This window comes from Vibrio sp. K4 (assembly GCF_051122595.1).
In the GTDB taxonomy this organism is placed as follows: domain Bacteria; phylum Pseudomonadota; class Gammaproteobacteria; order Enterobacterales; family Vibrionaceae; genus Vibrio; species Vibrio owensii.
Genome location: NZ_CP178577.1, coordinates 3,164,287 through 3,188,798 on the forward strand (window position 1 = coordinate 3,164,287; position 24,512 = coordinate 3,188,798).

The 24,512-nt window shown below is 46.9% G+C and carries 20 protein-coding genes; 15 read left to right on the forward strand and 5 right to left on the reverse strand.

Translation table 11 applies throughout. The features are described from left to right. Position 1: 1 nt before the first annotated feature. From ACLIIY_RS14260 to ACLIIY_RS14315, 12 genes are all read left to right on the forward strand, one after another. Complete coding sequence (locus ACLIIY_RS14260; RefSeq protein ID WP_005434439.1) at positions 2 to 1,363, forward strand: MotA/TolQ/ExbB proton channel family protein; 1,362 nt, start codon at positions 2 to 4, stop codon at positions 1,361 to 1,363. Positions 1,364 to 1,372: 9 nt separating this feature from the next. After that, the gene (locus ACLIIY_RS14265; RefSeq protein ID WP_434527795.1) at positions 1,373 to 1,900 is read left to right on the forward strand and encodes a MotA/TolQ/ExbB proton channel family protein; all 528 of its coding nucleotides are present in this window, start codon (positions 1,373 to 1,375) and stop codon (positions 1,898 to 1,900) included. A 25-nt stretch (positions 1,901 to 1,925) separates the two neighbouring features. Further along, positions 1,926 to 2,333, forward strand: coding sequence for an ExbD/TolR family protein (locus ACLIIY_RS14270; protein ID WP_005430119.1), 408 nt, complete (start codon positions 1,926 to 1,928; stop codon positions 2,331 to 2,333). Between the two features lie 4 nt (positions 2,334 to 2,337). Beyond that, a complete protein-coding gene (locus ACLIIY_RS14275) occupies positions 2,338 to 2,970 on the forward strand; it encodes an energy transducer TonB (protein WP_005394943.1) in 633 nt (210 codons plus the stop codon). Between the two features lie 11 nt (positions 2,971 to 2,981). After that, complete coding sequence (locus ACLIIY_RS14280) at positions 2,982 to 4,196, forward strand: tetratricopeptide repeat protein (RefSeq protein WP_005434449.1); 1,215 nt, start codon at positions 2,982 to 2,984, stop codon at positions 4,194 to 4,196. A gap of 354 nt (positions 4,197 to 4,550) precedes the next feature. Continuing rightward, a complete protein-coding gene (gene gmk / locus ACLIIY_RS14285) occupies positions 4,551 to 5,174 on the forward strand; it encodes a guanylate kinase (RefSeq protein ID WP_009707953.1) in 624 nt (207 codons plus the stop codon). A 163-nt stretch (positions 5,175 to 5,337) separates the two neighbouring features. Beyond that, a complete protein-coding gene (gene rpoZ / locus ACLIIY_RS14290; protein ID WP_005379346.1) occupies positions 5,338 to 5,610 on the forward strand; it encodes a DNA-directed RNA polymerase subunit omega in 273 nt (90 codons plus the stop codon). A gap of 39 nt (positions 5,611 to 5,649) precedes the next feature. Next, the gene (gene spoT / locus ACLIIY_RS14295) at positions 5,650 to 7,770 is read left to right on the forward strand and encodes a bifunctional GTP diphosphokinase/guanosine-3',5'-bis pyrophosphate 3'-pyrophosphohydrolase (protein WP_005434453.1); all 2,121 of its coding nucleotides are present in this window, start codon (positions 5,650 to 5,652) and stop codon (positions 7,768 to 7,770) included. A gap of 53 nt (positions 7,771 to 7,823) precedes the next feature. After that, the gene (gene trmH, locus ACLIIY_RS14300; RefSeq protein ID WP_005430068.1) at positions 7,824 to 8,507 is read left to right on the forward strand and encodes a tRNA (guanosine(18)-2'-O)-methyltransferase TrmH; all 684 of its coding nucleotides are present in this window, start codon (positions 7,824 to 7,826) and stop codon (positions 8,505 to 8,507) included. Between the two features lie 212 nt (positions 8,508 to 8,719). Beyond that, positions 8,720 to 10,801, forward strand: coding sequence for an ATP-dependent DNA helicase RecG (gene recG / locus ACLIIY_RS14305; protein ID WP_434527796.1), 2,082 nt, complete (start codon positions 8,720 to 8,722; stop codon positions 10,799 to 10,801). A gap of 234 nt (positions 10,802 to 11,035) precedes the next feature. Continuing rightward, positions 11,036 to 13,021 carry a prolyl oligopeptidase family serine peptidase gene (locus tag ACLIIY_RS14310; protein ID WP_434527797.1) on the forward strand — a complete coding sequence of 662 codons (1,986 nt, stop codon included), beginning with the start codon at positions 11,036 to 11,038 and terminating at the stop codon, positions 13,019 to 13,021. A 252-nt stretch (positions 13,022 to 13,273) separates the two neighbouring features. Then, positions 13,274 to 14,665 carry a uracil-xanthine permease family protein gene (locus ACLIIY_RS14315; protein WP_434527798.1) on the forward strand — a complete coding sequence of 464 codons (1,392 nt, stop codon included), beginning with the start codon at positions 13,274 to 13,276 and terminating at the stop codon, positions 14,663 to 14,665. Between the two features lie 242 nt (positions 14,666 to 14,907). Here ACLIIY_RS14315 and envZ read toward each other — a convergent pair whose 3' ends face one another. Further along, positions 14,908 to 16,200 (reverse strand): two-component system sensor histidine kinase EnvZ, encoded by a 1,293-nt coding sequence (gene envZ / locus ACLIIY_RS14320; protein WP_005430094.1) that lies wholly within the window; start codon positions 16,198 to 16,200, stop codon positions 14,908 to 14,910. 125 nt (positions 16,201 to 16,325) lie between these two features. After that, positions 16,326 to 17,045: an osmolarity response regulator transcription factor OmpR gene (gene ompR / locus ACLIIY_RS14325; RefSeq protein ID WP_005430151.1), complete on the reverse strand. Its 720-nt coding sequence runs from the start codon at positions 17,043 to 17,045 to the stop codon at positions 16,326 to 16,328. Between the two features lie 214 nt (positions 17,046 to 17,259). On the opposite strand from ompR, the gene greB reads away from it, so the two are divergent. Continuing rightward, a complete protein-coding gene (gene greB / locus ACLIIY_RS14330) occupies positions 17,260 to 17,745 on the forward strand; it encodes a transcription elongation factor GreB (RefSeq protein ID WP_285377221.1) in 486 nt (161 codons plus the stop codon). 72 nt (positions 17,746 to 17,817) lie between these two features. Here greB and ACLIIY_RS14335 read toward each other — a convergent pair whose 3' ends face one another. Then, entirely contained in the window at positions 17,818 to 19,701 is a 1,884-nt protein-coding gene (locus ACLIIY_RS14335; RefSeq protein WP_434527799.1) for an ATP-dependent zinc protease family protein, read from the reverse strand. A gap of 210 nt (positions 19,702 to 19,911) precedes the next feature. On the opposite strand from ACLIIY_RS14335, the gene ACLIIY_RS14340 reads away from it, so the two are divergent. Beyond that, positions 19,912 to 22,233 (forward strand): Tex family protein, encoded by a 2,322-nt coding sequence (locus tag ACLIIY_RS14340; RefSeq protein WP_434527800.1) that lies wholly within the window; start codon positions 19,912 to 19,914, stop codon positions 22,231 to 22,233. Between the two features lie 104 nt (positions 22,234 to 22,337). On the opposite strand, the gene ACLIIY_RS14345 is transcribed toward ACLIIY_RS14340, so the two are convergent. Beyond that, positions 22,338 to 22,802: a hypothetical protein gene (locus tag ACLIIY_RS14345; RefSeq protein WP_053303403.1), complete on the reverse strand. Its 465-nt coding sequence runs from the start codon at positions 22,800 to 22,802 to the stop codon at positions 22,338 to 22,340. Between the two features lie 135 nt (positions 22,803 to 22,937). Continuing rightward, the gene (gene bioH, locus ACLIIY_RS14350) at positions 22,938 to 23,702 is read right to left on the reverse strand and encodes a pimeloyl-ACP methyl ester esterase BioH (RefSeq protein ID WP_165935460.1); all 765 of its coding nucleotides are present in this window, start codon (positions 23,700 to 23,702) and stop codon (positions 22,938 to 22,940) included. 84 nt (positions 23,703 to 23,786) lie between these two features. Between bioH and ACLIIY_RS14355 the strand changes: the two genes are divergently transcribed. Next, the gene (locus ACLIIY_RS14355; protein ID WP_434527801.1) at positions 23,787 to 24,512 is read left to right on the forward strand and encodes a phosphoribosyltransferase family protein; all 726 of its coding nucleotides are present in this window, start codon (positions 23,787 to 23,789) and stop codon (positions 24,510 to 24,512) included.

A 24,512-nucleotide genomic window follows, 5' to 3' on the forward strand; every position in this document is an offset into this window, starting at 1 on the left:
AATGAAAGGATTCAAAACTCTAGCCGCTGGTTTGCTAGCGAGCTTATTCATGATTTCTGGTGCGCAAGCTGAAGCACCTCAGAACCTATCTGAGCTACTGAAAAACGTAAAATCAGAAAGTATCGTTGAATCAAAAGAGAACAAAGCTCGTGAAGCTGAGTTCAAAAACAACCGTGACCAACAAGCTGCACTTCTTGAAAAAGCTCGTGCAGAACTTGCAGCGCAACAAGCACTTGGTGATGAACTAAAAGCCACGTTTGACGAAAACGACAAACAGCTAACCGAACTGACAGAAACACTTCGCGTTCGTTCAGGTACTTTAGGTGAGATGTTTGGTGTGGTTCGCCAGTATGCTGGAGAATTTAAAGGTCTATTTGCCGCTTCGCAAAACGCCGTTCTTTTCCCTGAGCGTGATGCTCTACTGTCTAAACTAGCAGAAAGTAAAGAACTGCCATCAACGCAAGAACTTGAAGCATTTTGGCACACGATCCTACAACAAGTCGTAGCTTCAGGCGATACAACAACAGCACCAGCAACCGTTGTATACGGTGAAGGTAAAGAAGCGGTCCGTGACGTAACCCTAGTGGGTGAGTTTAACGCAATCGCAGATGGCAAATACGTAACTTACGTACCTCAAACAGGTAAGTTCGAAGAGCTATCACGTCAACCAAGCAAAAACATCACTCGTCTAGTGGGTGGTTTTGAATCAGCAGACGGCACATACGAACCACTGTTTATTGACCCATCTCGTGGTGTGATTCTGTCTCTATTAGTACAAAGCCCTACTGTTCAGGAGCGTATTGACCAAGGTGGTATCGTTGGTTACGTCATCCTAGGTATGGGTGCAATTGGTGCACTTATCGCTCTAGTTTGTTACCTACGCCTATTAGTTATCGGTGGCAAAATGCGCAAACAAGCGAAATCTGACACTGTTATCCCTGGCAACCCATTGGGTGAAGTTATCCAAGCTTACCAAGAACATAAAGGTGACAACCTTGAAGATCTTGAAGCGAAGCTGGACGAAATCATCCTACGTAACGCACCGAGCATTGAACGCTTTATCAGCTCAATCAAACTGTTCGCTTCTGTAGCACCTCTTCTAGGTCTACTAGGTACGGTTATGGGTATGATCGGTACGTTCCAAGCAATCACACTATTTGGTACAGGTGATCCGAAGCTAATGGCTGGCGGTATCTCAGAAGCACTTGTTACTACGATGCTTGGTCTGGTTGTCGCAATTCCTCTGCTGTTCCTGTACACAATCGTACACAGTAAAGGTCGTCGTTTGGTTCAAACTCTTGAAGAACAGAGTGCAGGCTTCATCGCTCGCTATCAGGAAAAACTACATAAAGCCGAAAGCTAAGGAGGCGTTATGTGGTGGTTAGTTGGAGAACTTGAATCAATCAGACGCTTCTTGGGAATGGGTGGTGATGTACTTGTCGCCATCTTTATCCTCAGCTTCATGTTATGGGCAGTCTTACTAGAACGTTGGTTTTACTTCGCTGCCGTCGCTCCAAAAGCAATGAAAAAAGCCGTTAGCTTTTGGGAAGAGCGTCCAGAACATAAAAGCTGGAACGCAAAGATGATCCGACAAGAAATGGTTTCTCGTCAGGATATTGAGAATAAAAAGGGACTGCCAGTCGTCAAAGTATTGATTGCACTTTGCCCCCTACTTGGCTTGCTCGGCACCGTTGTCGGCATGATTCAAGTATTCGACATCTTAGCGGTAACAGGAACAGGAAGCCCTCGAGCAATGGCCTCGGGGATCTCAAAGGCAACAATCCCAACACTAGCGGGAATGGTGGCTTCACTATCAGGACTTTTCTTTAGTACACGTCTTGATCATTTAGCCAAAGTCACCACGCAGAAGCTTGAAGACAAGCTAAAGCACATTGCCTGAGTAAACGGAATTAGAGGTATAGGTCATGAAGAGACGCTATAGCAATGACAGCAGCGACGAAGCTGCTATCGATATGACCCCGATGCTAGACATCGTGTTCATCATGTTGATCTTCTTTATCGTAACAACATCGTTTGTTAAAGAAGCAGGTCTTGAAGTAAATCGTCCGACGGCGAGCTCAGCGCAAACCGTTAAGAAAGGTAACATCATGGTTGCCATCGGTGCTGCGGGTGATGTTTGGGTTGATAAACGTCGTATTGAAGTTGACGCCGTACGTGCCAACATCGAACGTCTACGTGCAGAAAGCCCAGATGGCGCGGTTGTTATCCAAGCGGATACAGAAGCTAACGCTGGCGTAGTCGTGAAGGTTATGGACCAGATTAAGATGGCAGGTGTAGAAAGCATCTCCATTGCCGCAACCAATAAGGATTAAGCCTATGCGGTATCTGGCCTCAATTGCACTGGCGCTCATTGTCTCCCTCGGATTGTTCTGGGGGATGGACAAGCTAGTAAACAAAGAGCGCCACGAGCTAGTGTCGAATGATGACCTACGTATGGTTGAATTCATTCGCATTAAACCGGACGAAAAAATACAGGAGAAAAAACGCGAACTTCCGAAACCGCCACCACCGAAGCGTCCGCCACCACCTCCAGAAATGAAGGTAACGGCAACAGTAAAACCGGTGATGGATCAAATCCCAATGGACATGCCAAAACTTGATCTTCCAGTTAACGTAACCGGTGGTTCAGTACTTGGACACTACACCCAAGGTGGTGGTGCTAAGTTGGCAGGTAGCGGAGGCCCAGTTCCTCTTGCGACTTTCCAGCCTCAAATGCCTCGTAAAGCAGCGAGATCGGGATTAGAAAAAGGTATCGTACTCGTAGAGTTTACGGTTAACGAACGTGGTGGCGTACAAGACGTCAAAGTCTTAAAAGAATCTCCACGTAAGTTGGGCTTGGGTAAAGCGGCGAAGAAAACTGTATCAAAGTGGACTTTCAAACCAAAAATGGTTGATGGCCAAGCGGTTAGCTCTCGTCTTTCTCAGGAAATCGAGTTCTCTACGAACTAAGGAGTCGCAATATGAAAGCATATACTAAGTTGTTGGCTTCTCTGGTGTTTATCTCAGGCGCGTATGGCGCGCCTGCTTTTGCCAATACTCCTGAGTTGTCTGACAGAACATTCCGAACTGTGAACAAAGTTCAGGAACTGATTGCAACTGAAAAATACTCGGATGCAATCTCTAAACTGAACTCTGCCTTGGGAAGTACCAAGAAAAAGAAATACGACCGCGCCGTGTTATTGCAACAGATGGGCTTTCTGTATTCTTTAAAGGACGATTACCCAAAAGCAGCGAAATACTTTGCTGAAGCACTCAAGTTAGATGCTTTACCAGTACCCGTAGCTCAACAGGTTCGTTATAGCCTTGCACAGCTTTATCTAGCAGAAGGCAAATTTAAGCAATCCGTTAATACAATGAACGAGTGGTTCAAGATTGCTGAAACAACAGAGGAAAAACCTCAAGCACATGCTTACATCACATTGGCAAGTGCTTACATTCAACTAGAAGACTACCGCAACGCAATTCCGCCAACCAAAAAGGCAATTGCAATGACGAAGAATCCTAGTGAATCTTGGTATCAACTGTTGATGTCTGCTCACTATGAATTAAAGCAATTCAAAAGTGTTGCTGGCGTGCTAAAAATCTTGACTACGAAGTACCCGCAAAATAAGCGTTACTGGACTCAATTGTCTGGTATTTACATGGAACTCAAACAAGAGCGTAATGCCCTCTCGACTTTAGAAATGGCTCATAAAATGGGTCTCTTAGAAGGAGAGAAAGAGTATCTACGTTTAGTGAACTTCCAAGCTTATCAAGGTGTACCTTTCCGTGCGGCTAAAACAATGCAAACGTCGATGGAAGAAGGTCATGTTGCGCGTAATGCTGAAAACTTAGAGAAGCTGGCGTCTTTCTGGCAACAGGCTCAGGAACTGGATAAGTCGATTGAGACCTATGTAGCGGCTTACCAATTAGCACCAAAAGCCAAAACGCAGATCAAGATTGCTCGTTTGATGATCTTGGATAAGCAGTACTCTGCAGCAACCAAGTTTGCGAAGAATGCAGCTCCAGACGCCAAACGCGATGATAAAGGTGAACTGAACTATATTCGAGGCATGGCTTATTTTGAGCTCAACCAGCCAAGTAATGCACTTAAAGCAATGAAGAGTGCAGCGCAATCACCTGACATGAAAGCAGTAGCTAGCCCTTGGATAAACTTCTTAGAGTCACAAGGCTAGTCCCTGAAAAGCAGTAACGTGCAACGCTAAAGTTGCTCCGAAGATTAAGTGTGAGTCAGTCGCACGCCTGGGGAAGTGAAAGCTTCCCCTTTTTTCGCCTCTATATATAGAGGGAGAAGTCATCCCACACGTCAAAGATCAAAAAGATCGGCTAGCAACCACAGGGAGTTCATGATACTCTTCGCCTCCATTTTTCTGGCGGGTTTATCACCAATCCTGAGTGGTTTGGTGGAGAAATCATCAACGTCAGTGCTATCGTTATACCAATCTCGCTGATAAGCATCATTGGCATAACTACAAGGTCGAGACTTCTTTTCGGCATTCACTCAATCCAACCAAAAGTGGAACAGTACAATGGGCAAAGGTACTCTCTATATCGTATCTGCACCTAGCGGCGCAGGTAAATCTAGCTTGATCTCAGCAATGTTGGAACGTAACCCAACATACGCAATGAAAGTGTCTGTGTCTCATACTACTCGTGGCATGCGCCCTGGCGAAGAAAACGGTATCCACTACCATTTCGTCGCAAAAGAAGAGTTCGAAGCTCTGATTGCACAAGGCGACTTCCTAGAATACGCGGAAGTGTTTGGTAACTACTACGGCACATCACGTGTATGGATTGAAGAAACGCTAAACAAAGGCATCGACGTTTTCCTAGACATCGACTGGCAAGGCGCGCGTCAAATCCGCGAGCAAATGTCAGAAGCGAAAAGCATCTTTATCTTGCCGCCATCAAATGGCGAACTTGAGCGCCGCCTAACCACTCGTGGTCAAGACAGCGATGACGTTATCGCAAAACGCATGGCAGAAGCAAAGTCAGAAATCTCGCATTACAACGAGTACGATTATGTGATCGTAAACGACGATTTCGATACAGCATTGATGGACTTTAAAGCCATCCTACGTGCGGAAAGATTGAAGGAAGAAAAGCAAGCTGCTAAATATAAAGGTATGCTTGATGCACTTCTAGCAGAGTAATTCTGCGCAGAAACACAAATTTTCGCTTCTTTATTACGGTAAGGAAGCTTATATTGCTTATATAGAAAGTCATTGTTGTTGCACGTCTTATCGCTAGTAAATATTACGCTGAGACTGTATACTTTCTCGTCATTCAAAATTTAGTTAACTATTTGGAGTCCTCATGGCACGCGTAACTGTTCAAGACGCTGTTGAAAAAGTTGGCAACCGTTTCGACCTAGTACTGATTGCGGCTCGCCGCGCTCGTCAAATGCAAACTGGCGGTAAAGATGCACTAGTGCCAGAAGAGAACGATAAGCCAACGGTTATCGCTCTACGCGAAATCGAAGAAGGTTTAATTACTAAAGAAGTTCTAGACGCTCGTGAACGTCAAGAACAGCAAGAGCAAGAAGCGGCAGAGCTAGCGGCAGTAAGCAGCATCGCTCACAACCGTTAATTCTGACTTTAGAATTCAACAACCTCCCGGGCCTATAATTTGTATCTATTCGATAGCCTCAAAGACGTTGCCCAAGAATACCTAACAGAGCCTCAAATTGAGGCTCTGCGTCAATCTTATGTGGTAGCAAGAGATGCCCATGAAGGGCAAACCCGCTCAAGCGGTGAACCATACATCATCCACCCAGTCGCTGTGGCTCGAATCTTGGCCGAAATGCGCCTCGATATCGAAACCCTCCAAGCTGCTTTGCTGCATGACGTCATCGAAGACTGTGACGTTACAAAAGAAGATCTCGAAGAGAAATTCGGCAATACCGTCGCTGAGCTGGTTGATGGTGTATCTAAACTGGACAAACTCAAATTCCGCGATAGGAAAGAGGCTCAAGCCGAGAACTTCCGTAAGATGGTTCTGGCGATGGTGCAAGACATCCGCGTTATCCTGATCAAACTGGCTGACCGTACGCACAACATGCGCACGTTAGGTGCCCTGCGCCCCGACAAAAAACGCCGTATTGCTCGCGAAACACTGGAAATCTACGCACCACTGGCTCACCGTCTTGGTATTCACAATATCAAAACGGAACTTGAGGAGCTTGGCTTCGAAGCGCTTTACCCGAACCGCTACCGCGTTCTAAAAGAAGTGGTAAGAGCGGCACGTGGTAATCGTAAAGAGATGATCCAACGTATTCACAGCGAAATTGAAGGTCGACTCGAAGATGTTGGCTTGAATGCGCGCGTGTTAGGTCGTGAAAAGAACCTGTTCTCCATCTATAACAAGATGAAAACCAAAGAACAGCGTTTCCACACCATCATGGATATCTACGCTTTCCGAGTGGTTGTTGATACTGCCGATACTTGTTATCGCGTTCTAGGCCAAGTACACAGCTTGTATAAGCCGCGTCCTGGTCGTATGAAAGATTACATTGCGGTACCAAAAGCGAACGGCTACCAATCGCTGCATACTTCTATGGTTGGCCCACATGGCGTGCCAGTTGAAGTTCAGATCCGTACCGAAGATATGGATCAAATGGCGGACAAAGGTGTCGCTGCGCACTGGTCATACAAAGACAAGGGCGACAAGTCTGGCACCACAGCGCAGGTGAAAGCTCAGCGTTGGATGCAAAGCCTGCTTGAGCTACAACAAAGCGCTGGTAACTCATTCGAATTCATTGAAAACGTAAAATCGGATCTTTTCCCAGATGAGATTTACGTCTTCACACCAAAAGGCCGTATCGTTGAATTGCCATTAGGCGCAACGGCTGTCGACTTTGCTTACGCCGTACATACTGATGTCGGTAACTCTTGTGTCGGTGCTCGTGTTGACCGTAACCCTTACCCACTAAGTAAGGCACTGAAGAACGGTCAGACAGTAGAAATCATCAGTGCACCTGGTGCGCGTCCAAACGCGGCTTGGTTAAACTATGTCGTGACTTCTCGCGCTCGCACTAAGATTCGTCAAGTATTGAAGACCATGCGCCGTGAAGAGTCGATTACCTTAGGTCGTCGTCTACTGAACCACGCTTTGGGTCGTCATTCGATTGATTCAATCTACCCAGAAAACATCCAAGAAGTACTGACTGATCTGCGCCTAGAAAGCGTCGATGATCTGCTAGCAGCCATTGGTTTGGGTGAATTGATGAGTATCGTCATCGCACGTCGCTTACTAGGTGACACTGATGAATTGACCACCACAAGCTCGATTCCAAACGAATCTAACAAGAAACTGCCAATCCGTGGTGCAGAAGGTCTGCTACTGACTTTCGCAAATTGTTGTCACCCTATCCCGGATGACCACATCATTGCTCACGTATCGCCAGGTCGTGGTCTTGTGGTTCACCGTGAAACGTGTCCAAACGTACGCGGATACCAGAAAGAGCCGGACAAATACATGGCAGTCGCTTGGTCTGAAGAGTACGACAAAGAGTTCATTGCTGAACTGAAAGTCGATATGCTCAACAACCAAGGTGCATTAGCGGAATTGACCAATGTGATTTCGAAAACCGGTTCGAACATTCACGGTCTTTCAACCGAAGAACGCGACGGTCGCTTATACACCGTTACCGTTCTGCTAACCACCAAAGATCGTGTTCACCTTGCTGGCATCATGCGTAAGATTAAGACCATGCCACAGGCGACTCGAGTCAGACGAAGAAAGAACTAAACTCTATCGCCACCCACACTCTGGGTGGCGATTTTTTTATATCCCTATTTATTATGAATTTAGAACGTTACAACCGCATCCATCAGGTGCTAAAAGCACGCCAAACCGACCTCACTCTGTGCCTTGAAGAAGTTCATAAGCCAAACAACGTTTCTGCCGTGATCCGCACAGCAGACGCAACAGGCTTACACAAAGTTCATGCGATTTGGCCCGACAAAATGCGCACACTGACCCACACCTCAGCAGGGGCACGCAACTGGGTTGAAGTGGATACCCACGATTCGATTGAAACTGCGATTACTGAGCTCAAAGCGCAAGGCATGCAAGTTCTGGTCACTAACCTTTCGGACACCGCGGTCGACTTTCGTGAAATCGACTACACCAAGCCAACGGCGATCATTCTTGGTAGCGAAAAAATTGGCGCTTCAGAACAAGCAAAGAAACTCGCAGACCAAGACATCATTATTCCAATGATCGGTATGGTTCAGTCTTTGAATGTCTCAGTCGCCAGTGCTGTGATTCTTTATGAAGCACAGCGTCAGCGTGAAGCCGCTGGTATGTACGAACGTGAAGAGAGCGCTCTACCAAAAGAGACCATCAACCGCATTCTGTTTGAACGAGGACACCCAGTCTTAGCAAAAGTAGCGAAACGCAAAGGGCTAGAATATCCACAACTTGATGACGAAGGCCAAATTGTGGCTGACGAATCGTGGTGGAAAGAGATGCAGAAGAAATAAATAGACTCGAGAGGCGAGAACGCTTTGCTTCGAGATAACCTCATATCGTCAATCGATATGGCTCTTTCTCGCCTCACTGGTTAAGTTTGTTTCCGCGTTCTCGAATCTCAGAGCGTAAGCGTTCCCATATCCCTTTCTCTAACTTAATCCTGTACAAAAACACAGCTTAGTGGTTAACATACTGCTATGTTAACTATTTTCTTGAGCCCACTATGTCTGCCCAAATGTTATCTGCTGCTCCTTTAACCTCTCTGTCTGGAGTTGGCGCCAAAGTCGCAGAAAAACTCGCCAAAGTTGGCTTGCATAGCGTTCAAGATTTGCTGTTCCACCTTCCTCTTCGTTACGAAGATCGCACTCGTATTTACCCAATCGCCAAACTGCATGCCGGGCTTTGGGCGGCGGTACAGGGCAAAGTCATGGCTGTCGATACTACTTTCGGCAAACGCAAAATGCTGACAGTAAAAATCAGCGACGGCAATGGCACCATTACTCTACGCTTTTTTAACTTTACTGCCGCGATGAAGAACAATTTCTCGAATGGTAAGTTAGTACACGCTTACGGTGAAATTAAGCGTGGCGGTATGGGCTTAGAAATTGTTCACCCTGACTACAAGTTTTATGTAAGTGAACAAAAACCGGATGTGGAACAGAGCTTAACCCCGGTTTATCCAACCACCGATGGGTTACGCCAAATCACTTTGCGTAACCTGACGGAACAAGCCTTATCACTCCTCGATAAAGCCGCAGTACAAGAGTTGCTGCCTTCTGGTTTGTACGATCACCAGATCACCATGTCGCAAGCGCTGCATACGATTCATCGACCGCCTCCAACCATTAATTTGGATGAGTTTGATGAAGGTAAACACCCTGCTCAAATTCGGTTGATCATGGAAGAGTTACTGGCGCAGAACCTCTCTATGTTGGCAGTGCGCAGCAAAGGGCAACAAGACGTTGCATTGCCTTTGGCGTCGTGTGACTCATTGAAAAAGCAGCTACTGGCTCAATTACCTTTCTCACCGACCAATGCCCAAGCACGAGTCGTTAAAGAAATTGAAGCTGACTTAGAAAAAACGCACCCAATGATGCGCCTTGTTCAAGGTGACGTAGGCTCGGGGAAAACTTTAGTTGCTGCGCTTGCTGCCGTCAGAGCCATTGAACACGGCTATCAAGTCGCTTTAATGGCACCGACCGAGCTGCTCGCCGAACAGCACGCGATCAACTTCGCTAATTGGTTTGAGAAAATGGGTATTCAGGTCGGTTGGCTTGCAGGAAAATTAAAAGGTAAAGCCAAAGAAGCCGAATTGGCGCGTATTGCCAGTGGTGAAGCGCAAATGGTCGTGGGTACTCATGCTCTCTTCCAAGAACATGTTGAGTTCCATCATCTTGCTTTGGTCATTATTGATGAACAGCACCGCTTTGGTGTCCACCAGCGCTTAGAGCTACGCGAGAAAGGCGCAAAACAAGGCGCTTATCCACACCAGCTCATCATGACAGCAACGCCAATTCCGCGAACATTAGCCATGACAGCTTATGCTGACTTAGAAACGTCGGTGATTGATGAATTACCACCAGGTCGAACACCAATCCAGACGGTCGCAATTCCAGACACCAAACGCGATGATATCGTCGAACGTGTGCGCAATGCCTGCTTAAACGAAGGCAAACAAGCTTATTGGGTATGTACCTTAATTGATGAGTCTGAAGTCTTGGAGGCTCAAGCCGCCGCCGATACTGCAGAAGAGCTGCAACGTAAACTGCCTGACGTAAAAATTGGTCTAGTGCACGGACGAATGAAGCCCGCAGAGAAACAAGCGGTGATGCAAGATTTCAAAGACAACAAGCTGCATTTGCTAGTCGCAACGACGGTGATTGAAGTGGGCGTGGACGTGCCCAATTCCAGTTTGATGATCATCGAGAACCCAGAGCGTTTAGGTTTAGCTCAGTTGCACCAGTTGAGAGGTCGTGTTGGTCGAGGTTCAGTGGCGAGCCATTGTGTGTTGCTATATCACTCACCACTATCAAAAACCGCCCAAAAACGTTTGGGCGTATTACGTGAAAGCAACGACGGCTTCGTGATTGCACAGAAAGACTTAGAGATTCGTGGACCGGGTGAGCTTCTTGGTACCAAACAAACTGGCTTGGCAGATTTTAAAATTGCCGACTTAGTGCGAGATCAGCGCTTAATTCCGGAAGTTCAACGCATCGCGCGTTACATTCATGACAACTACCCAACGAATGCGACAGCAATTATTGACCGTTGGTTAGGTGAGCGTGACATTTACTCTAAGGCGTAAGCGCTTCTTTTCTCACCTACCCTCGCTCCATCAATAAACCTCCTTACAGACACTGTTCTGTAAGGTTGGTTTTGCATACATTCATTGCACCAATGGATCTCTCATTTAATAAAAGCCAACTCGACTTTATTCAATAATTACGACAAGTTAGAGCAAGTAAACTCTACATAAAGTTAATACTCCAAGCGGATATAAAAAACGTCATAAATACACAATGTCATCAAGGATAGATGCATGAAAAAACGTACCTTGCTTGCGGTCACAGCAGCATTAGTTGGCTCTGTACACTCCGCCCCCATAGCAGCGCAAGATAAACAAAGCGCGATTCTTCAGTCGGCAGAGCTTTTTGCCAAAAGTTCGGCTTACTTTAATCCCAAAATATCACCAGATGGCAAGCACCTAGCCTTTGAATCCAGCATCGATGGTAAAGATGCTTTGGTTATACTCGACAGTAAAACCATGCAGCCGAGCAGTGTGCTGCGCTTCTCAGGTAACGAGCAAGTGGGTGATTATTACTGGGTCAATAATGAACGTGTTGTCGCATCCAAAGAATATTTAAAGAGTTGGTCTACCGCTCCTCGCTACTATGGCGAACTCGTCTCGGCTAATGTGGATGGAAACAAATACGCTTATATATTTGGTTATAACCCTCCTCAAACTAGCCGCCTAGTACGAGCATCTTCTATCGTGAGAGCTTACGGTGATGTCTTAGATATTCTGCCTGAAGACGACCGCCATATCTTAGTTTCTGCTCTTCCTTTCGGTGAATACAGTTTCAACTTGGAAGCGCCAAGAGAGGTGTACCGCGTTAACGTATACACCGGTAGACGCTCAAAGATAACGACAGCACCCATCCCGTTTAGTCAGTTTCTCACCGACCATGATGGTGAAGTTCGCTTTGTTTCAGGCTTGAATATCAATAACAAAGTCGAGCTTTATTATCGCGTCAACGATCAATGGAAAAGCTCCGATAAATTGGCGGCTTTAAAAAACTTCGAAGAATTCTATCCTATCTCTTTTGCAGAGAATCAAGATTCCGTTTATGCCGCGATAAGTCAGTCAGGAGAACCAAGAGCAATCCATCACCTCAACTTAAAAACCGGTAAAAGTACAAAAGTTGCCTCGGATGATACCGTCGATCCGAAGGAGTATTGGTTAGATCCAGACTCAAAACAGCTTTACGCCGTCGAGTTTGAAAGTGATTACCCTACTTATGCCTTTGTTGATCCAAAAAACAAACGCAGCGAATACTTAAAGCAAATCCTCACTTCTCTACCTGGTCATCAAGTTCGCCTAGTCAGTGAAACTGAAGCTGGTGATGCTTACGTCATTATGGCCTTTAACGATAGAAACCCTGGGGATTACTACTTATTTACCACCGAGCCAAAAGAAATTCGTTATCTGTTCTCGGCACGAGAGTGGTTAGACCCAGAGAAAATGGCTGAAGTGAAGCCTTTTGAGTTCACCAGTCGAGACGGGAAAACCATCTCAGGTTATCTGACATTGCCACCAAATACTGAAGCAAAAAACCTCCCTCTGATCGTCAATCCGCATGGCGGTCCTCATGGTCCACGAGATTGGTGGCGTTTTACCGAGGAGAATCAGTTTCTCGCGAACAATGGTTATGCTGTGATGCAAGTAAACTTCCGTGGCAGTGGTGGTTTCGGTAAGCAGTTTGAAGAGGCTGGCTATCGTAAATGGGGAACGAACATTCAATATGACATCATCGACGCCACCAAACACATTGTCGCAGAAGGCATCGCAGATAAAGAACGCATCTGTATTTCTGGCGGAAGCTTTGGTGGATACAGTGCATTACAATCAGCCACCCTTGCACCTGAGTTGTTTCAGTGCGCCGTGGGCAGTGCCGGTGTTTATGATCTTGAGTTGATGTTCACCGAAGGTGATGTGCCCGATAGCCGCATGGGATTAAGCTTTTTGAAAGAAGTACTGGGAACCGACCCTAAAGTCTGGAAAGCCATGTCTCCAACTCATAATGCTGACAAGTTAAAAGCTTCTATTCTTCTCGTACATGGGGGAAAAGATCAACGTGCGCCTATTGAACATTATGAGGCAATGGCTAAAGCACTCGACAAACTCAACTACCCATACGAATCTTTTGTGTTAGACGATGAAGGACATGGCTTTTACAAAGATGAACACCGAGCTAAATATTACGCTCATGTGTTGAGCTTCTTCGATAAACACTTAAAAAACTAAACTCCCAAAGTAAAACCTTAAAGGCGATAACCATTCCGTTATCGCCTTTTCTTTTTAGCCTAAAGCAAACGTTTGCTTTTTGGATAAATCCCTCTATAATCGCGCTCAAAATTTATGGTGTGCGCCTTGTCACATCAAACCAACCTGAGTTGACACTGATTAACAGCAATCACAGGTCATAACGTCAACTCCACCCAGCACTCCCATTCAGCGAGCTCTGGGGCAAGAATTATTGCGACTAGCGAGACAAACATGACAACTTCAAACCGAACTTCGGAACTGGTCTATCAGTTAAACGATCGTCCACCACTACCTCAGACCATTTTTGCTGCACTTCAGCACTTATTGGCGATGTTCGTAGCCGTTATCACTCCTTCTCTGATCATTTGTCAGTCTTTGGGTGTGCCTGCTGACCAAACCAACACCATCATCAGCATGTCACTGTTTGCATCTGGCGTGTCTTCCTTTATTCAAATTCGTACCTTTGGCCCTATCGGCTCTGGCTTGCTTTCAGTGCAAGGCACCAGCTTTAACTTCTTAGGTCCAATCATTGGTGCTGGTCTTTCTCTTAAAGCAGGTGGCGCTGATCTTAGCACCATGATGGCAGCGATTTTCGGTACTATCTTGGTGGCTTCTTTTGCTGAAATCCTGCTATCTCGCGTCCTAGAACACGCACGCCGCATTATTACTCCATTAGTATCTGGCATTGTCGTGACGCTTATCGGTCTGACACTTATCCAAGTGGGCTTAGTATCAATGGGCGGTGGCTACGCGGCAATGAGCGATGGCTCTTTCGGTAGCCTAGACAAGTTAGCTCTCGCTGGCACAGTACTTGGCTTGATCGTAATTCTTAACCGTTCAAAGAACCCTTACCTGCGCGTAGCTTCTATCGTGATTGCAATGCTGGTTGGCTATGTCATGGCCTACTTCATGGGCATGGTTGACACCTCAACACTGGGCGAAACTGACCTCGTCGCACTGCCGATCCCAATGCAATACGGCTTAAGCTTCGACTGGTCGCTATTTATTCCACTGGTTCTGATTTTCTTCATCACAGCACTAGAAGCAATTGGTGACATTACCGCAACGTCTGAAGTTTCTGGTGAGCCAGTGAAAGGCCCGATTTACATGAAGCGCATCAAAGGCGGCGTATTAGCTGACGGTCTGAACTCAGCGATTGCAGCAGTATTCAACAGCTTCCCGAACTCTACCTTCAGCCAAAACAACGGCATCATCATGCTCACAGGTGTAGCAAGCCGTTACGTGGGTTACTTCATCTCAGGCATGTTGGTGATTCTGGGTCTTTTTCCGGGTGTAGCGAGCTTTGTTCAGCTGATTCCTGAGCCAGTTCTGGGCGGCGCGACTATCGTGATGTTCGGTACCATTGCCGCAGCGGGCGTGCGCATCATCTCTCGAGTCGACCTCGATCGCCGCGCAATCCTAATTATGGCGCTGTCGTTCTCAATGGGTTTGGGCATTGCACAAAAACCAGAAATTCTGCAATTTATGCCTGAGTTTATTAAGAGCATTTTTTCCACGGGCGTGGCAGCAGGCGGCATCACCGCTATCATATTGAACCTACTGCTTCCAGAGAAATTGGAAGAGGAAGATGAGCCGGTTGCTCAAGAGGTAAAAGAATCCTAATACCAACTCCGTTAATTAGATGTTCAAAAAATTGCGTCGGTAAAATCACTTAGAACAAGGCAAAGATTGCAGCTAGCTAGTTACTCTACCTACAAAATCTTTAACACCGTTATAAGTGATTTTAACCAGCAAGAATGAGCAGATAATTGATGGAATTGGTATAATCTTGCACTAGGATGATCGGAAAGCCCAACCAAACTTTGGCTGGGCTTTTTTATTGGAATCGATTGAGCGAAGAACGCTTACTTGGTTGGGAAGCTGATTTGCGCGCTTAACCCGCCTTCACTGCGGTTACGTACCACTACCGAACCAGAATGTTGGCTAACGATACGCTTCACAATGGCTAAACCTAATCCGGTTCCTTCACTGCCTCGCGCCGTGTCACCACGAGTAAAAGGTTCAAACAGCTTGGCGATTTGCGACTGCTCGATGCCCGGGCCGTTGTCTTCAACGCACACCCACACCAACTGTTTGTCGGCAGTGACGCCCGTACTGATTTTCACCCAGCCATTACCATAACGCAGAGCATTGACCACGAGGTTACTCACCGCACGTTTGATCGCGATTGGGCTGCCTTTTGCGGTTGGCATCGTTGGGTTGAGGTCCGTTTCAATTTCGACTTCATAACCCCCTTCCGACGTTGCGACATCGCTGGTAATGGTATTTATGTCAACCTGCTCAAACGACTCTTTATTTACTGGCTTGAGGTAGTCCATAAACTGACTGATGATCTCGTTACACTCTTCGGTATCACTGATGATGCCTTCGGCTAGGTAACTGTCTTCAGGTGACATCATTTCTGTCGCGAGGCGAATACGCGTCAGTGGCGTACGCAAGTCGTGACTGATGCCTGCCATCAGTAGCGCACGATCTTCTTCCAGTTCTTGAATACCTTTCGACATCTGGTTGAATGCGCGAGTGACAGAGCGGATTTCTGAAGCACCTTTCTCCGGCAACGGCGGTGGAATTTCGCCTCGACCTACTCCTTTCGCGGCTTTTTCTAGCGCAATCAAAGGTCGGTTTTGCAAACGGATAAACAACCAGCCACCAGCAATAATAAGAAGCGCCATGATCAAGCTGTTACGGAACAGCGGAGCAAAATCTTCTTCTTGCAGTTCAGAAAGCGGAATACGGATGATGGAGTTAGGTAACTGATCGATGCGCATCCACAGAATGTAGCTTTCACTGCCAAGCAGCAAACGCACTTCTGTTGGTGAGCCGAGCTCTTGCGTCATCTCTTCCGACATCAAATCAATCGACATCGCATGATTGAACTCATTCATCATCTCGCTATCAACGCTGTGTACCGTCACACCCAAGTTTTCCAGCAGTTGGTGGCGCAGCGGAGCATCAGCTTTGAGTAGACCATCTTCATCGAGTACTAGATTCAACTCGTGGGCGAGAATTTTGTTGAACTGCTGCAAACTTGGCATCAACGCGTAGTTAAAAACGGCGTAGTAAGAAAAGACTTGGCTAGCGAGAAGCAAAGAGATGAACAGCAGAATGGATTGTGTAAATGAACTTCGGATTCGCATGGAGGATCCCTAATGGACTGTTCCTAGTGAACAACATTAATTGCGAGCTTCCAGCCCTCAAACAGGAAGGAGGCTTGAGGGTGGAATATGAGCAGCCGAGTATTATCGGCAGGCCTTAGAAGGTATTACGCTTCTTTGCCGTCTGGGACGAACACGTAACCCAAGCCCCATACCGTTTGGATGTAGCGTGGCTTGCTTGGATCGTCTTCTAGCATGCGGCGTAGACGTGAGATTTGAACGTCGATAGAACGCTCCATCGCTGAGTATTCACGACCACGAGCCATGTTCATCAGCTTATCACGCGACATCGGCTCACGAGCGTTGGTTACTAGCGCTTTCAGCACTGCGAATTCACCCGAAGTCAGTGGCATCGCTTCGTCACCACGGAACATTTCACGCGTACCTAGGTTCAGACGGAAGTCTCCGAACTCAACCACTTTCTCTTCCGTGCTTGGCGCACCTGGCAGTTCAACCGTTTGGCGGCGAAGTACTGCTTTAATTCGAGCCAGCAGTTCACGCGGGTTGAACGGTTTTGGTAGGTAATCGTCTGCACCCACTTCAAGGCCAACGATACGATCGACTTCATCGCCTTTCGCTGTCAGCATCAGAATAGGTAGCATGTTGTTGGCATGACGTAGACGACGACAAATCGATAGGCCATCTTCGCCCGGCAACATTAAATCCAACACCATAAGGTGGAAGTTTTCACGGGTCAGAAGACGGTCCATCTGCTCGCCGTTAGCGACACTTCTCACTTGAAAACCTTGCTCAGAAAGGTAACGCTCCAACAGAGCACGCAAACGAGCATCGTCATCAACCACTAATATTTTATGATTTTCCTGCATTGAAACATCCTTTCAGAGGCATCTATAGTCAAAAATGTATCACTGTTTTTTCAAACGTGCTTGTTCAAATTGTTACTCTTTTTATCTTAGCCACGGTTTTGATGAATTATTTCGATGTTTCGCATTATTTTTCTCCTCATCACAACAATTTACAGTCAGACAAAATCAAGGCTAATATGATTGGCAGAATCCAATAACGGCTGATTTACTTCTAATGAAAACCAATTTAATTACCCGTGAAGGCTACAATCGCCTAAAAACAGAACTCGATTTTTTATGGCGAGAAGAACGCCCAGAAGTCACCAAGAAAGTCACTTGGGCAGCAAGCTTGGGCGACCGAAGTGAAAACGCTGATTATCAGTACAATAAAAAACGTCTGCGTGAAATTGACCGCCGTGTCAGATACTTACGTAAGCGTCTAGAGCAAGTCAAAGTGGTGGATTACTCACCTCAGCAAGAAGGCAAAGTGTTCTTTGGTGCTTGGGTGGAAATTGAGAATGAAGCGGGCGATGTGAAGAATTTCCGTATCGTTGGTCCCGATGAAATCTACGGTGATGCAAAAGGTTATATCTCGATTGATTCCCCAATGGCTCGTGCGCTACTAAAAAAAGAAGTCGATGACGAATTCACAGTAAGAACGCCGGAAGGCTACAAAGAATGGTTTATCAATAGTATTCGTTACCAAGCCGAAGAAAATTGATTGAATGACCCGATAAGAAGAAAGCCGCACTCTTTAGTGCGGCTTTTGCGTTTTGAATATCAACCTTAAAGGTTACTCTTCGTAGTCAGGCTTCTCGGTCACAATGTAGTTGGTATCGCTGGCAACGATCGCACCGTGCTTCAAGAAGTTCTTACCCAGAATCATGCTGTAATGGAAGCGGCTACGGTCTTGCAAATTAACTCGAATCTTCTTCTCTAATTCGCCAAGCTTAACGTGCATCTCCACTACAGGGCGCACGTTGGCTTTCTCACCTTTCTTGGCTTTAATGCGCATCACGTCGACAACGGGCTTGGTAAACTCTTTCTTCATACCGCTATCGTTCTCGTAAGTGAAGCTCACCATGTCTTTGCCATCTCTCTTGAACTGTTTGATGTTCTTGGCATTAATTGAGCTCACATCCGCGCCCGTATCCAATTTCACAGGGAAAGACATACCTTCCACTTCTGCCACTTCAATGTGACCAGCTTTAAACAGTGGACGCGCATCGAGTAAATGGTCTGCGCGTGTATTCAGCAGCACTCCGCCTTTGGCCATGTTGTGGCCGAAGACAAAGAACGGCTGCTCTTGGTCGTCTTTCTCTAAAACATCAATCGCGAAGTCGATGGTCTTCTCTTCGTCACCAAACAGGAATTCCCCCTCAACAACTGGGCGAACCGAATCACCGACTTTAAGCTTCTTCAGTACGCGTTTGGTAATTTTCTCTTCCTTGCCTTTCGAGCTTGGCAGGTAGAAAGTCACGACTTCTTTTTTGTCTTTCTCGGTCAGTTCAAAACCATCCACACGCAGCAGCGGAGTCTTCACCGCAAAAGTTGGATAAGCAGGTAACACGTGACCATCGATATTCACTGTCTCTTCAGGAGAGATAACCAAAGGCTTCGATTTAAGCGCGCTCTTGAATGATTTCTCGACCCCGCCTAACAAGTTCTCTTTATCGGTATCAATCACGAAGTGCTGACTTGCCACATCTTTGCCCAAACGGATTTGCGAACTAAAGCCGCTGCGATCACGCAGATAGACCAACCATTGCTGAGTCTCAGTTTCACTCACTTGCACTGGTAGGTACACCAAAGGACGTTCACTCTTGCTGGTTTTCAGCATACGGACAAGTGGCAGTGTCATTGGGTGACGCTTACCGTTTTCGCCTTCAAGGGTGAAAGAGACTTGTTTTTTCTTCTTATCGACCTTGATGTTCAGCGCATGCACGTTGGTGTAGCGACTGGTAGTAGAAATACTGATGCGATATGGCACGCCTTCAACATTCACCGTTTCTTTCTTACCAATCATTTGTGCGTTTGGTTGTTCTTGCAGGTAATCATAACCAGCAAACACCCACGCGTTGTTATCGAGGTAAGTTTTACCAATCAAAATCGGCGCTGAAAATTGAGTACGCTTGGTTAGGTTCACTACCGTATCGACGGTGTGTCCTGCAATGGTCATCGGCATTTTTACCGTCGGACGCAGAATTGGTTTTTCACTAGTACGACTACGGATCGCACTGATGCGCTCAAGATCATCGGTGATCTTAATTTCTTTCCCCGTATACGGATGATGAATCGTAAAGCTCACGGTAACTTGATAAGATTTGAAGCTGTCTGAATCCCACTTGGCTTTCGTCCCACCAAGGTCATCGATGATCGCCCACATCAATTTATCGTCTTTCAGACTTTTGTATTCAGGGTTGCTACTGCTCACGTGGATGTTTTCAGCGTGCATTGATGTGGTATCGGCACCAGTATCAATCTTACCGATAAATGGCACATCGCTTAGCTCAGGAATGTCGCTGTAGTAAACACTTTCTACACGACCTAAAACCAGTTTGTCATCAAGTTGATAGATAGGATCTTGAGTGGTCGCAGAAAGGGGTTGCGACCAAGCGAACGGCGTCGCTAATAAGGCACTAGAGAGCGCCAAAGCCAAAGACATTTTCTTCATCATTGTTTTCCGTATGAGCTAAGGTACAGGGGTTAGTCGATAACCAAATGTATAAGTTCTCAATTTAATTACAGTTTTGACACAAATCTGACTGATGTCCACCAGCGCTCGGTAAATTTTTGAGTTACTAGTTTAAAACATTGCAAATTCCATGAATGACCCCAATGTTCTATACACAACCAATACCCAAACAGAATTAAAGAGAATACACGGATGAGCCAAGCTATCTGTCGCATGATTGCTCAAGAGCTGAATGTTCGCCCTGAGCAAGTCAACGCTGCTGTAACCCTTATTGATGACGGTAACACGGTCCCATTTATTGCACGTTACCGTAAAGAGGTGACGGGCGGCCTTGATGACACCCAACTGCGTACTCTAGACAGCCGTCTGTCTTACCTTCGTGAACTGGACGATCGCCGTCAGACCATCCTGAAATCGATCCAAGAGCAAGGCAAACTTACGCCAGAGCTAGAACAAGAGATCACTCAGGCAGACAGCAAGACTCGTCTTGAAGACTTGTACCTACCTTACAAACCAAAGCGTCGCACCAAAGGTCAGATCGCGATTGAAGCCGGTCTTGAGCCGCTCGCAGACCAGCTTTGGAATCATCCGCAAACTGAGCCAGAAAGCGAAGCAAGCAAATACCTTGATGCAGACAAAGGCGTGGCAGACACCAAAGCCGCACTGGATGGCGCTCGCGCGATCATCATGGAACGCATCGCGGAAGACGCAAACCTGCTAGAAAAAATTCGTGGTCACCTAAACCGCAATGCGGAAATGGGTGCTCGCGTCGTTGAAGGCAAAGAGCAAGAAGGTGAGAAGTTTAAAGATTACTTCAACCACAACGAGCCATTAAGCAAAGTACCATCGCACCGCGCACTGGCGATGCTACGTGGTCGTAACGAAGGCTTCCTGACATTAGCAATGAATGCTGATCCAGAACAGGAAGAAGGCGCTCGTCAGTCTTACTGCGAAACGATTATCGCTGACCATTACGGCGTGACACTTAGCAGCGCACCTGCAGATACATGGCGTAAGCAAGTGATCAGCTGGGCATGGCGCATTAAAGTATCGATGCACATGGAAACCGAGCTAATGGGCGCCATGAAAGAGCGCGCAGAAATCGAAGCGATTGAAGTGTTTGCCACTAACTTAAAAGACTTGTTGATGGCAGCACCGGCAGGTCCTCGTGCAACACTTGGTCTCGATCCGGGTCTGCGCACGGGCTCTAAAATCGCTATTGTCGATCCGACTGGTAAAGTGCTTGCAACCGAAACCATCTACCCTCACCCACCACAAAAGCAATACGACAAATCAGCGCAAATCGTTGATCAGTTGGTCCGCAAGTACAACGTGGATTTGATTGCGATCGGTAACGGTACGGCTTCACGTGAAACCGACAGTTTTGTCGCAGACGTCATCAAACGTGGCAACCTGAAAGTTCAGAAGATCATTGTGAGTGAAGCGGGTGCATCGGTTTACTCAGCATCCGAGCTTGCAGCGAAAGAATTCCCGAATATGGACGTATCTTTGCGTGGTGCGGTGTCGATTGCTCGTCGTCTGCAAGACCCACTGGCTGAGCTAGTGAAAATCGATCCTAAGTCGATCGGTGTGGGTCAGTACCAGCACGATGTTAGTCAATCAATGCTAGCAAAACGCCTTGATGCAATTGTGGAAGACTGTGTAAACGCGGTCGGTGTTGACGTGAACACCGCTTCTGCAGCGCTACTGACGCGCGTAGCGGGCTTGTCGAGCACTATCGCGCAGAACATTGTCGACTTCCGTGATGAAAACGGTCGTTTCGAAGCACGTACGACCTTGAAGAAAGTACCTCGCTTAGGTCCTAAGGCATTCGAGCAGTGTGCGGGTTTCCTACGTATTATGGATGGTAAGAACCCTCTTGATGCGTCTGCCGTTCACCCAGAAGCATACCCAGTGGTAAAAGCGATTTCTGAGAAGAACAACAAAGACATCAAAGCACTGATTGGTGATTCAAGCTTCCTAAAAGGTCTGCATGCAGTCGACTACACCGACGATAACTTCGGTGTGCCAACCATTACAGACATCATCAAAGAGCTAGATAAGCCGGGTCGTGACCCGCGTCCAGAATTCAAAACGGCAACGTTCGCAGAAGGCGTAAACTCAGTTTCTGACTTGGAACCGGGCATGATTCTAGAAGGCGTGGTGTCTAACGTAGCCAACTTCGGTGCCTTCGTTGATATCGGCGTTCACCAAGATGGTCTTGTGCATATTTCTGCACTGACAGATCGCTATGTGTCGGATCCACGTGAAGTGGTGAAAGCGGGCGACATCGTTAAAGTGAAAGTGATGGAAGTGGACGTGCAGCGTAAGCGTATTGGCCTATCGATGCGTATGAGCGACGAGCCGGGTCAAGACAACCGTAGCCAACGCTCATCAGCAGCGCCGCGTCGTAATGACCAACCGCAACGTCGTCAGCCTCGCCGTGATGACTCGTCATCTAACAGCGCAATGGGCGGTGCTTTTGCAGCAGCGTTTGCTAAAGCGAAAAAGTAATCTCGCCTAGGCTTCACCGCTAACGAGCTTTCATAGCTAAAAAGAAAACGCTCCAATCAGTCAATCTGCTTGGAGCGTTTTTATTTGAGTAGGATATTGAGTCGTCATAATACTGCTATCACTTCTGACGGTGTATGGGGCGCGACCGAGTGACCATAATGAAACTTAATCACCTTCCTGCGCTTTTCCATCAATCCCTCTTTGACCGCAGCATCCAAAATGCGCTTAGGTAATCGAAAGCGTATCGCGTAGCCCTTACCCTGATCTTCGCTGTAACTCTTGAGCGCAAGCAAACCAAAGAGACGTTCTAGCGTGTCTTCCGATTCTTCGTGATAACGGGTATCCACCTCGGGTTCCACTTCGTAGTCTGGATGCTCCGATGGGTCCCACGAAGATTGGCGTCGCCGCTTCTCATCACTTTTTACTTTGCGCTCCGCATTGGTTTTCGCCAGTGCGACTGTTGGCGTCACAGGTTCTCGGACTTTATTGTCACGAGCAGCTTGTTCCGTCTGCACATTAACGGATGGGGCGATCAGTGGCACGCTTACGTTAGCCGGTGACACAATCATTGCGAACCCTCCTCAGAGTCGCCCAACTCGTCAATACAGCAAACTCCTCCCACAAGAAGAGTTCGCTAAAACTTATATCGACCAATTTTTAAGCAGCTTTAGGGTTTTATTCGCTTAGATTTGTAGGCTCGCTAATTAAGCAGCAAATTCTCGCACTTGGAGACAAAACGCTTCATGTTCGGTCATGAACGGCGCATGAGAAGATTGGTTGAAAACAAACTGCTGAGTAGTTGGCAACTGCTCACTCAAGTCACTTGCCACTTTGATTGGCACTAAACCATCAAGTCGACCATAAAGGCGCAGCATCGGCATCGAAAGAGAGGCCAACGCATCGCGCAGATCCACATCGGCAAGAATATTCAAACCAACCAACAATGAATCAGGATTCGGCTGCGGACGTGATAGTACCGCTTGTTTGAGTTGTTTAACGTCTTTGCGTGCAGACGGACTGCCCATCGCTTGCAGCGCCATAAAACGCTCAATAGTGACAGAGAAGTCTTCCAGCAATTGATCGGTGAATGCGGTTAACACGTTAGGTTGAATGCCACGCCAAGGACGTTCAGCAGCAAATTTTGGTGAACTGGCTACCGTGATTAACTTGCTCACACGCTGCGGAGCATTAAGTGCAATGTGGGTTGCCACCAAACCACCTAATGACCAGCCAAGCCAGACGGCTTTTTCTGGTGCATCTTGCAGAACAAGGTCAGCGATTTTTGCTAAGTCTTCAGCGTGAGATTCTGCGCTATGCCCGTACCCCGGAAGGTCGACCACATGAACTCGGAAATAAGGTTGAAGAGACTCGACCGTCTGCTGCCATACCGCACCATTCATGCCCCAACCATGAAGCAACACCAAATCCGGTCCTTGACCAAATGACTGCCAGTGTAAATTCGTGCTCATGCTCTCGTTCTCTCCCACTTATCTTATTCCTTACCACGCAATCCAAGCTTTACTCTGATGACTCGCTCACCTTGGATAGATTGTATGTTATCTCATCAATGGCAAAACATCATGCACCGCGTACTTGGCAGCCAATGTGGTTTGTGTCGATTTCCGATCTCCGCTGAACAGAAACCAAACCCAATGCGCTGGTGTGACCGTTGTTTTGAACACCTCACGCCCATCAAACGCTGCACTCGTTGTGGTTTAAAAATGATAGAAGAGGAATCACATACCTCAACAGAGTGCGGTAAGTGCCTGAAAGAGCCACCACCTTGGCAACGTTTGTATACGTTGGGGGATTATGATTTCCCACTATCTAACCAAGTACAACGCTTTAAAGATCATGGCGAGGCATGGCATGTCGGCGCACTCACTCAATTGCTGGCCAAACGAATTGAACAGCCAGCTCCAGTGATTACTTGTGTACCAATACATTGGCAACGTTATTTAAAACGAGGATTTAACCAAAGCCATTTCCTAGCCAAACACCTCGCCCATCATTTAGACGTGCGATATGAAGATAAGGTATTTAAACGCGTTAAAAGCGTCCAATCCCAACGAGGAAACAAAAAAGCCAGTCGTGAACAGAATTTAAAAGGGGCGTTTACCCTACAAGGTGAGGTGAACTTTTCCCACGTCGCGATTGTGGATGATGTGGTTACAACAGGTAGTACGGTCCGACAATTATGTCATTTACTACTTGAAGTTGGCGTAGAAAGCATCGATATTTACTGCATCTGCAGAACTCCTGCCCCGGGCTCACTCTAG

Coding starts and splice junctions, on each gene's coding strand:
- ACLIIY_RS14340 (WP_434527800.1), top strand. CDS start 19,912: ATGAGCCAAGCTATCTGTCGCATGATTGCTCAAGAGCTGAATGTTCGC.
- ACLIIY_RS14310 (WP_434527797.1), top strand. CDS start 11,036: ATGAAAAAACGTACCTTGCTTGCGGTCACAGCAGCATTAGTTGGCTCT.
- trmH (WP_005430068.1), top strand. CDS start 7,824: ATGAATTTAGAACGTTACAACCGCATCCATCAGGTGCTAAAAGCACGC.
- ACLIIY_RS14265 (WP_434527795.1), top strand. CDS start 1,373: ATGTGGTGGTTAGTTGGAGAACTTGAATCAATCAGACGCTTCTTGGGA.
- envZ (WP_005430094.1), bottom strand. CDS start 16,200: ATGCGAATCCGAAGTTCATTTACACAATCCATTCTGCTGTTCATCTCT.
- ompR (WP_005430151.1), bottom strand. CDS start 17,045: ATGCAGGAAAATCATAAAATATTAGTGGTTGATGACGATGCTCGTTTG.
- bioH (WP_165935460.1), bottom strand. CDS start 23,702: ATGAGCACGAATTTACACTGGCAGTCATTTGGTCAAGGACCGGATTTG.
- ACLIIY_RS14260 (WP_005434439.1), top strand. CDS start 2: ATGAAAGGATTCAAAACTCTAGCCGCTGGTTTGCTAGCGAGCTTATTC.
- ACLIIY_RS14280 (WP_005434449.1), top strand. CDS start 2,982: ATGAAAGCATATACTAAGTTGTTGGCTTCTCTGGTGTTTATCTCAGGC.
- ACLIIY_RS14275 (WP_005394943.1), top strand. CDS start 2,338: ATGCGGTATCTGGCCTCAATTGCACTGGCGCTCATTGTCTCCCTCGGA.
- gmk (WP_009707953.1), top strand. CDS start 4,551: ATGGGCAAAGGTACTCTCTATATCGTATCTGCACCTAGCGGCGCAGGT.
- greB (WP_285377221.1), top strand. CDS start 17,260: ATGAAAACCAATTTAATTACCCGTGAAGGCTACAATCGCCTAAAAACA.
- ACLIIY_RS14345 (WP_053303403.1), bottom strand. CDS start 22,802: ATGATTGTGTCACCGGCTAACGTAAGCGTGCCACTGATCGCCCCATCC.
- ACLIIY_RS14315 (WP_434527798.1), top strand. CDS start 13,274: ATGACAACTTCAAACCGAACTTCGGAACTGGTCTATCAGTTAAACGAT.
- rpoZ (WP_005379346.1), top strand. CDS start 5,338: ATGGCACGCGTAACTGTTCAAGACGCTGTTGAAAAAGTTGGCAACCGT.
- ACLIIY_RS14270 (WP_005430119.1), top strand. CDS start 1,926: ATGAAGAGACGCTATAGCAATGACAGCAGCGACGAAGCTGCTATCGAT.
- ACLIIY_RS14335 (WP_434527799.1), bottom strand. CDS start 19,701: ATGATGAAGAAAATGTCTTTGGCTTTGGCGCTCTCTAGTGCCTTATTA.
- recG (WP_434527796.1), top strand. CDS start 8,720: ATGTCTGCCCAAATGTTATCTGCTGCTCCTTTAACCTCTCTGTCTGGA.
- ACLIIY_RS14355 (WP_434527801.1), top strand. CDS start 23,787: ATGTTATCTCATCAATGGCAAAACATCATGCACCGCGTACTTGGCAGC.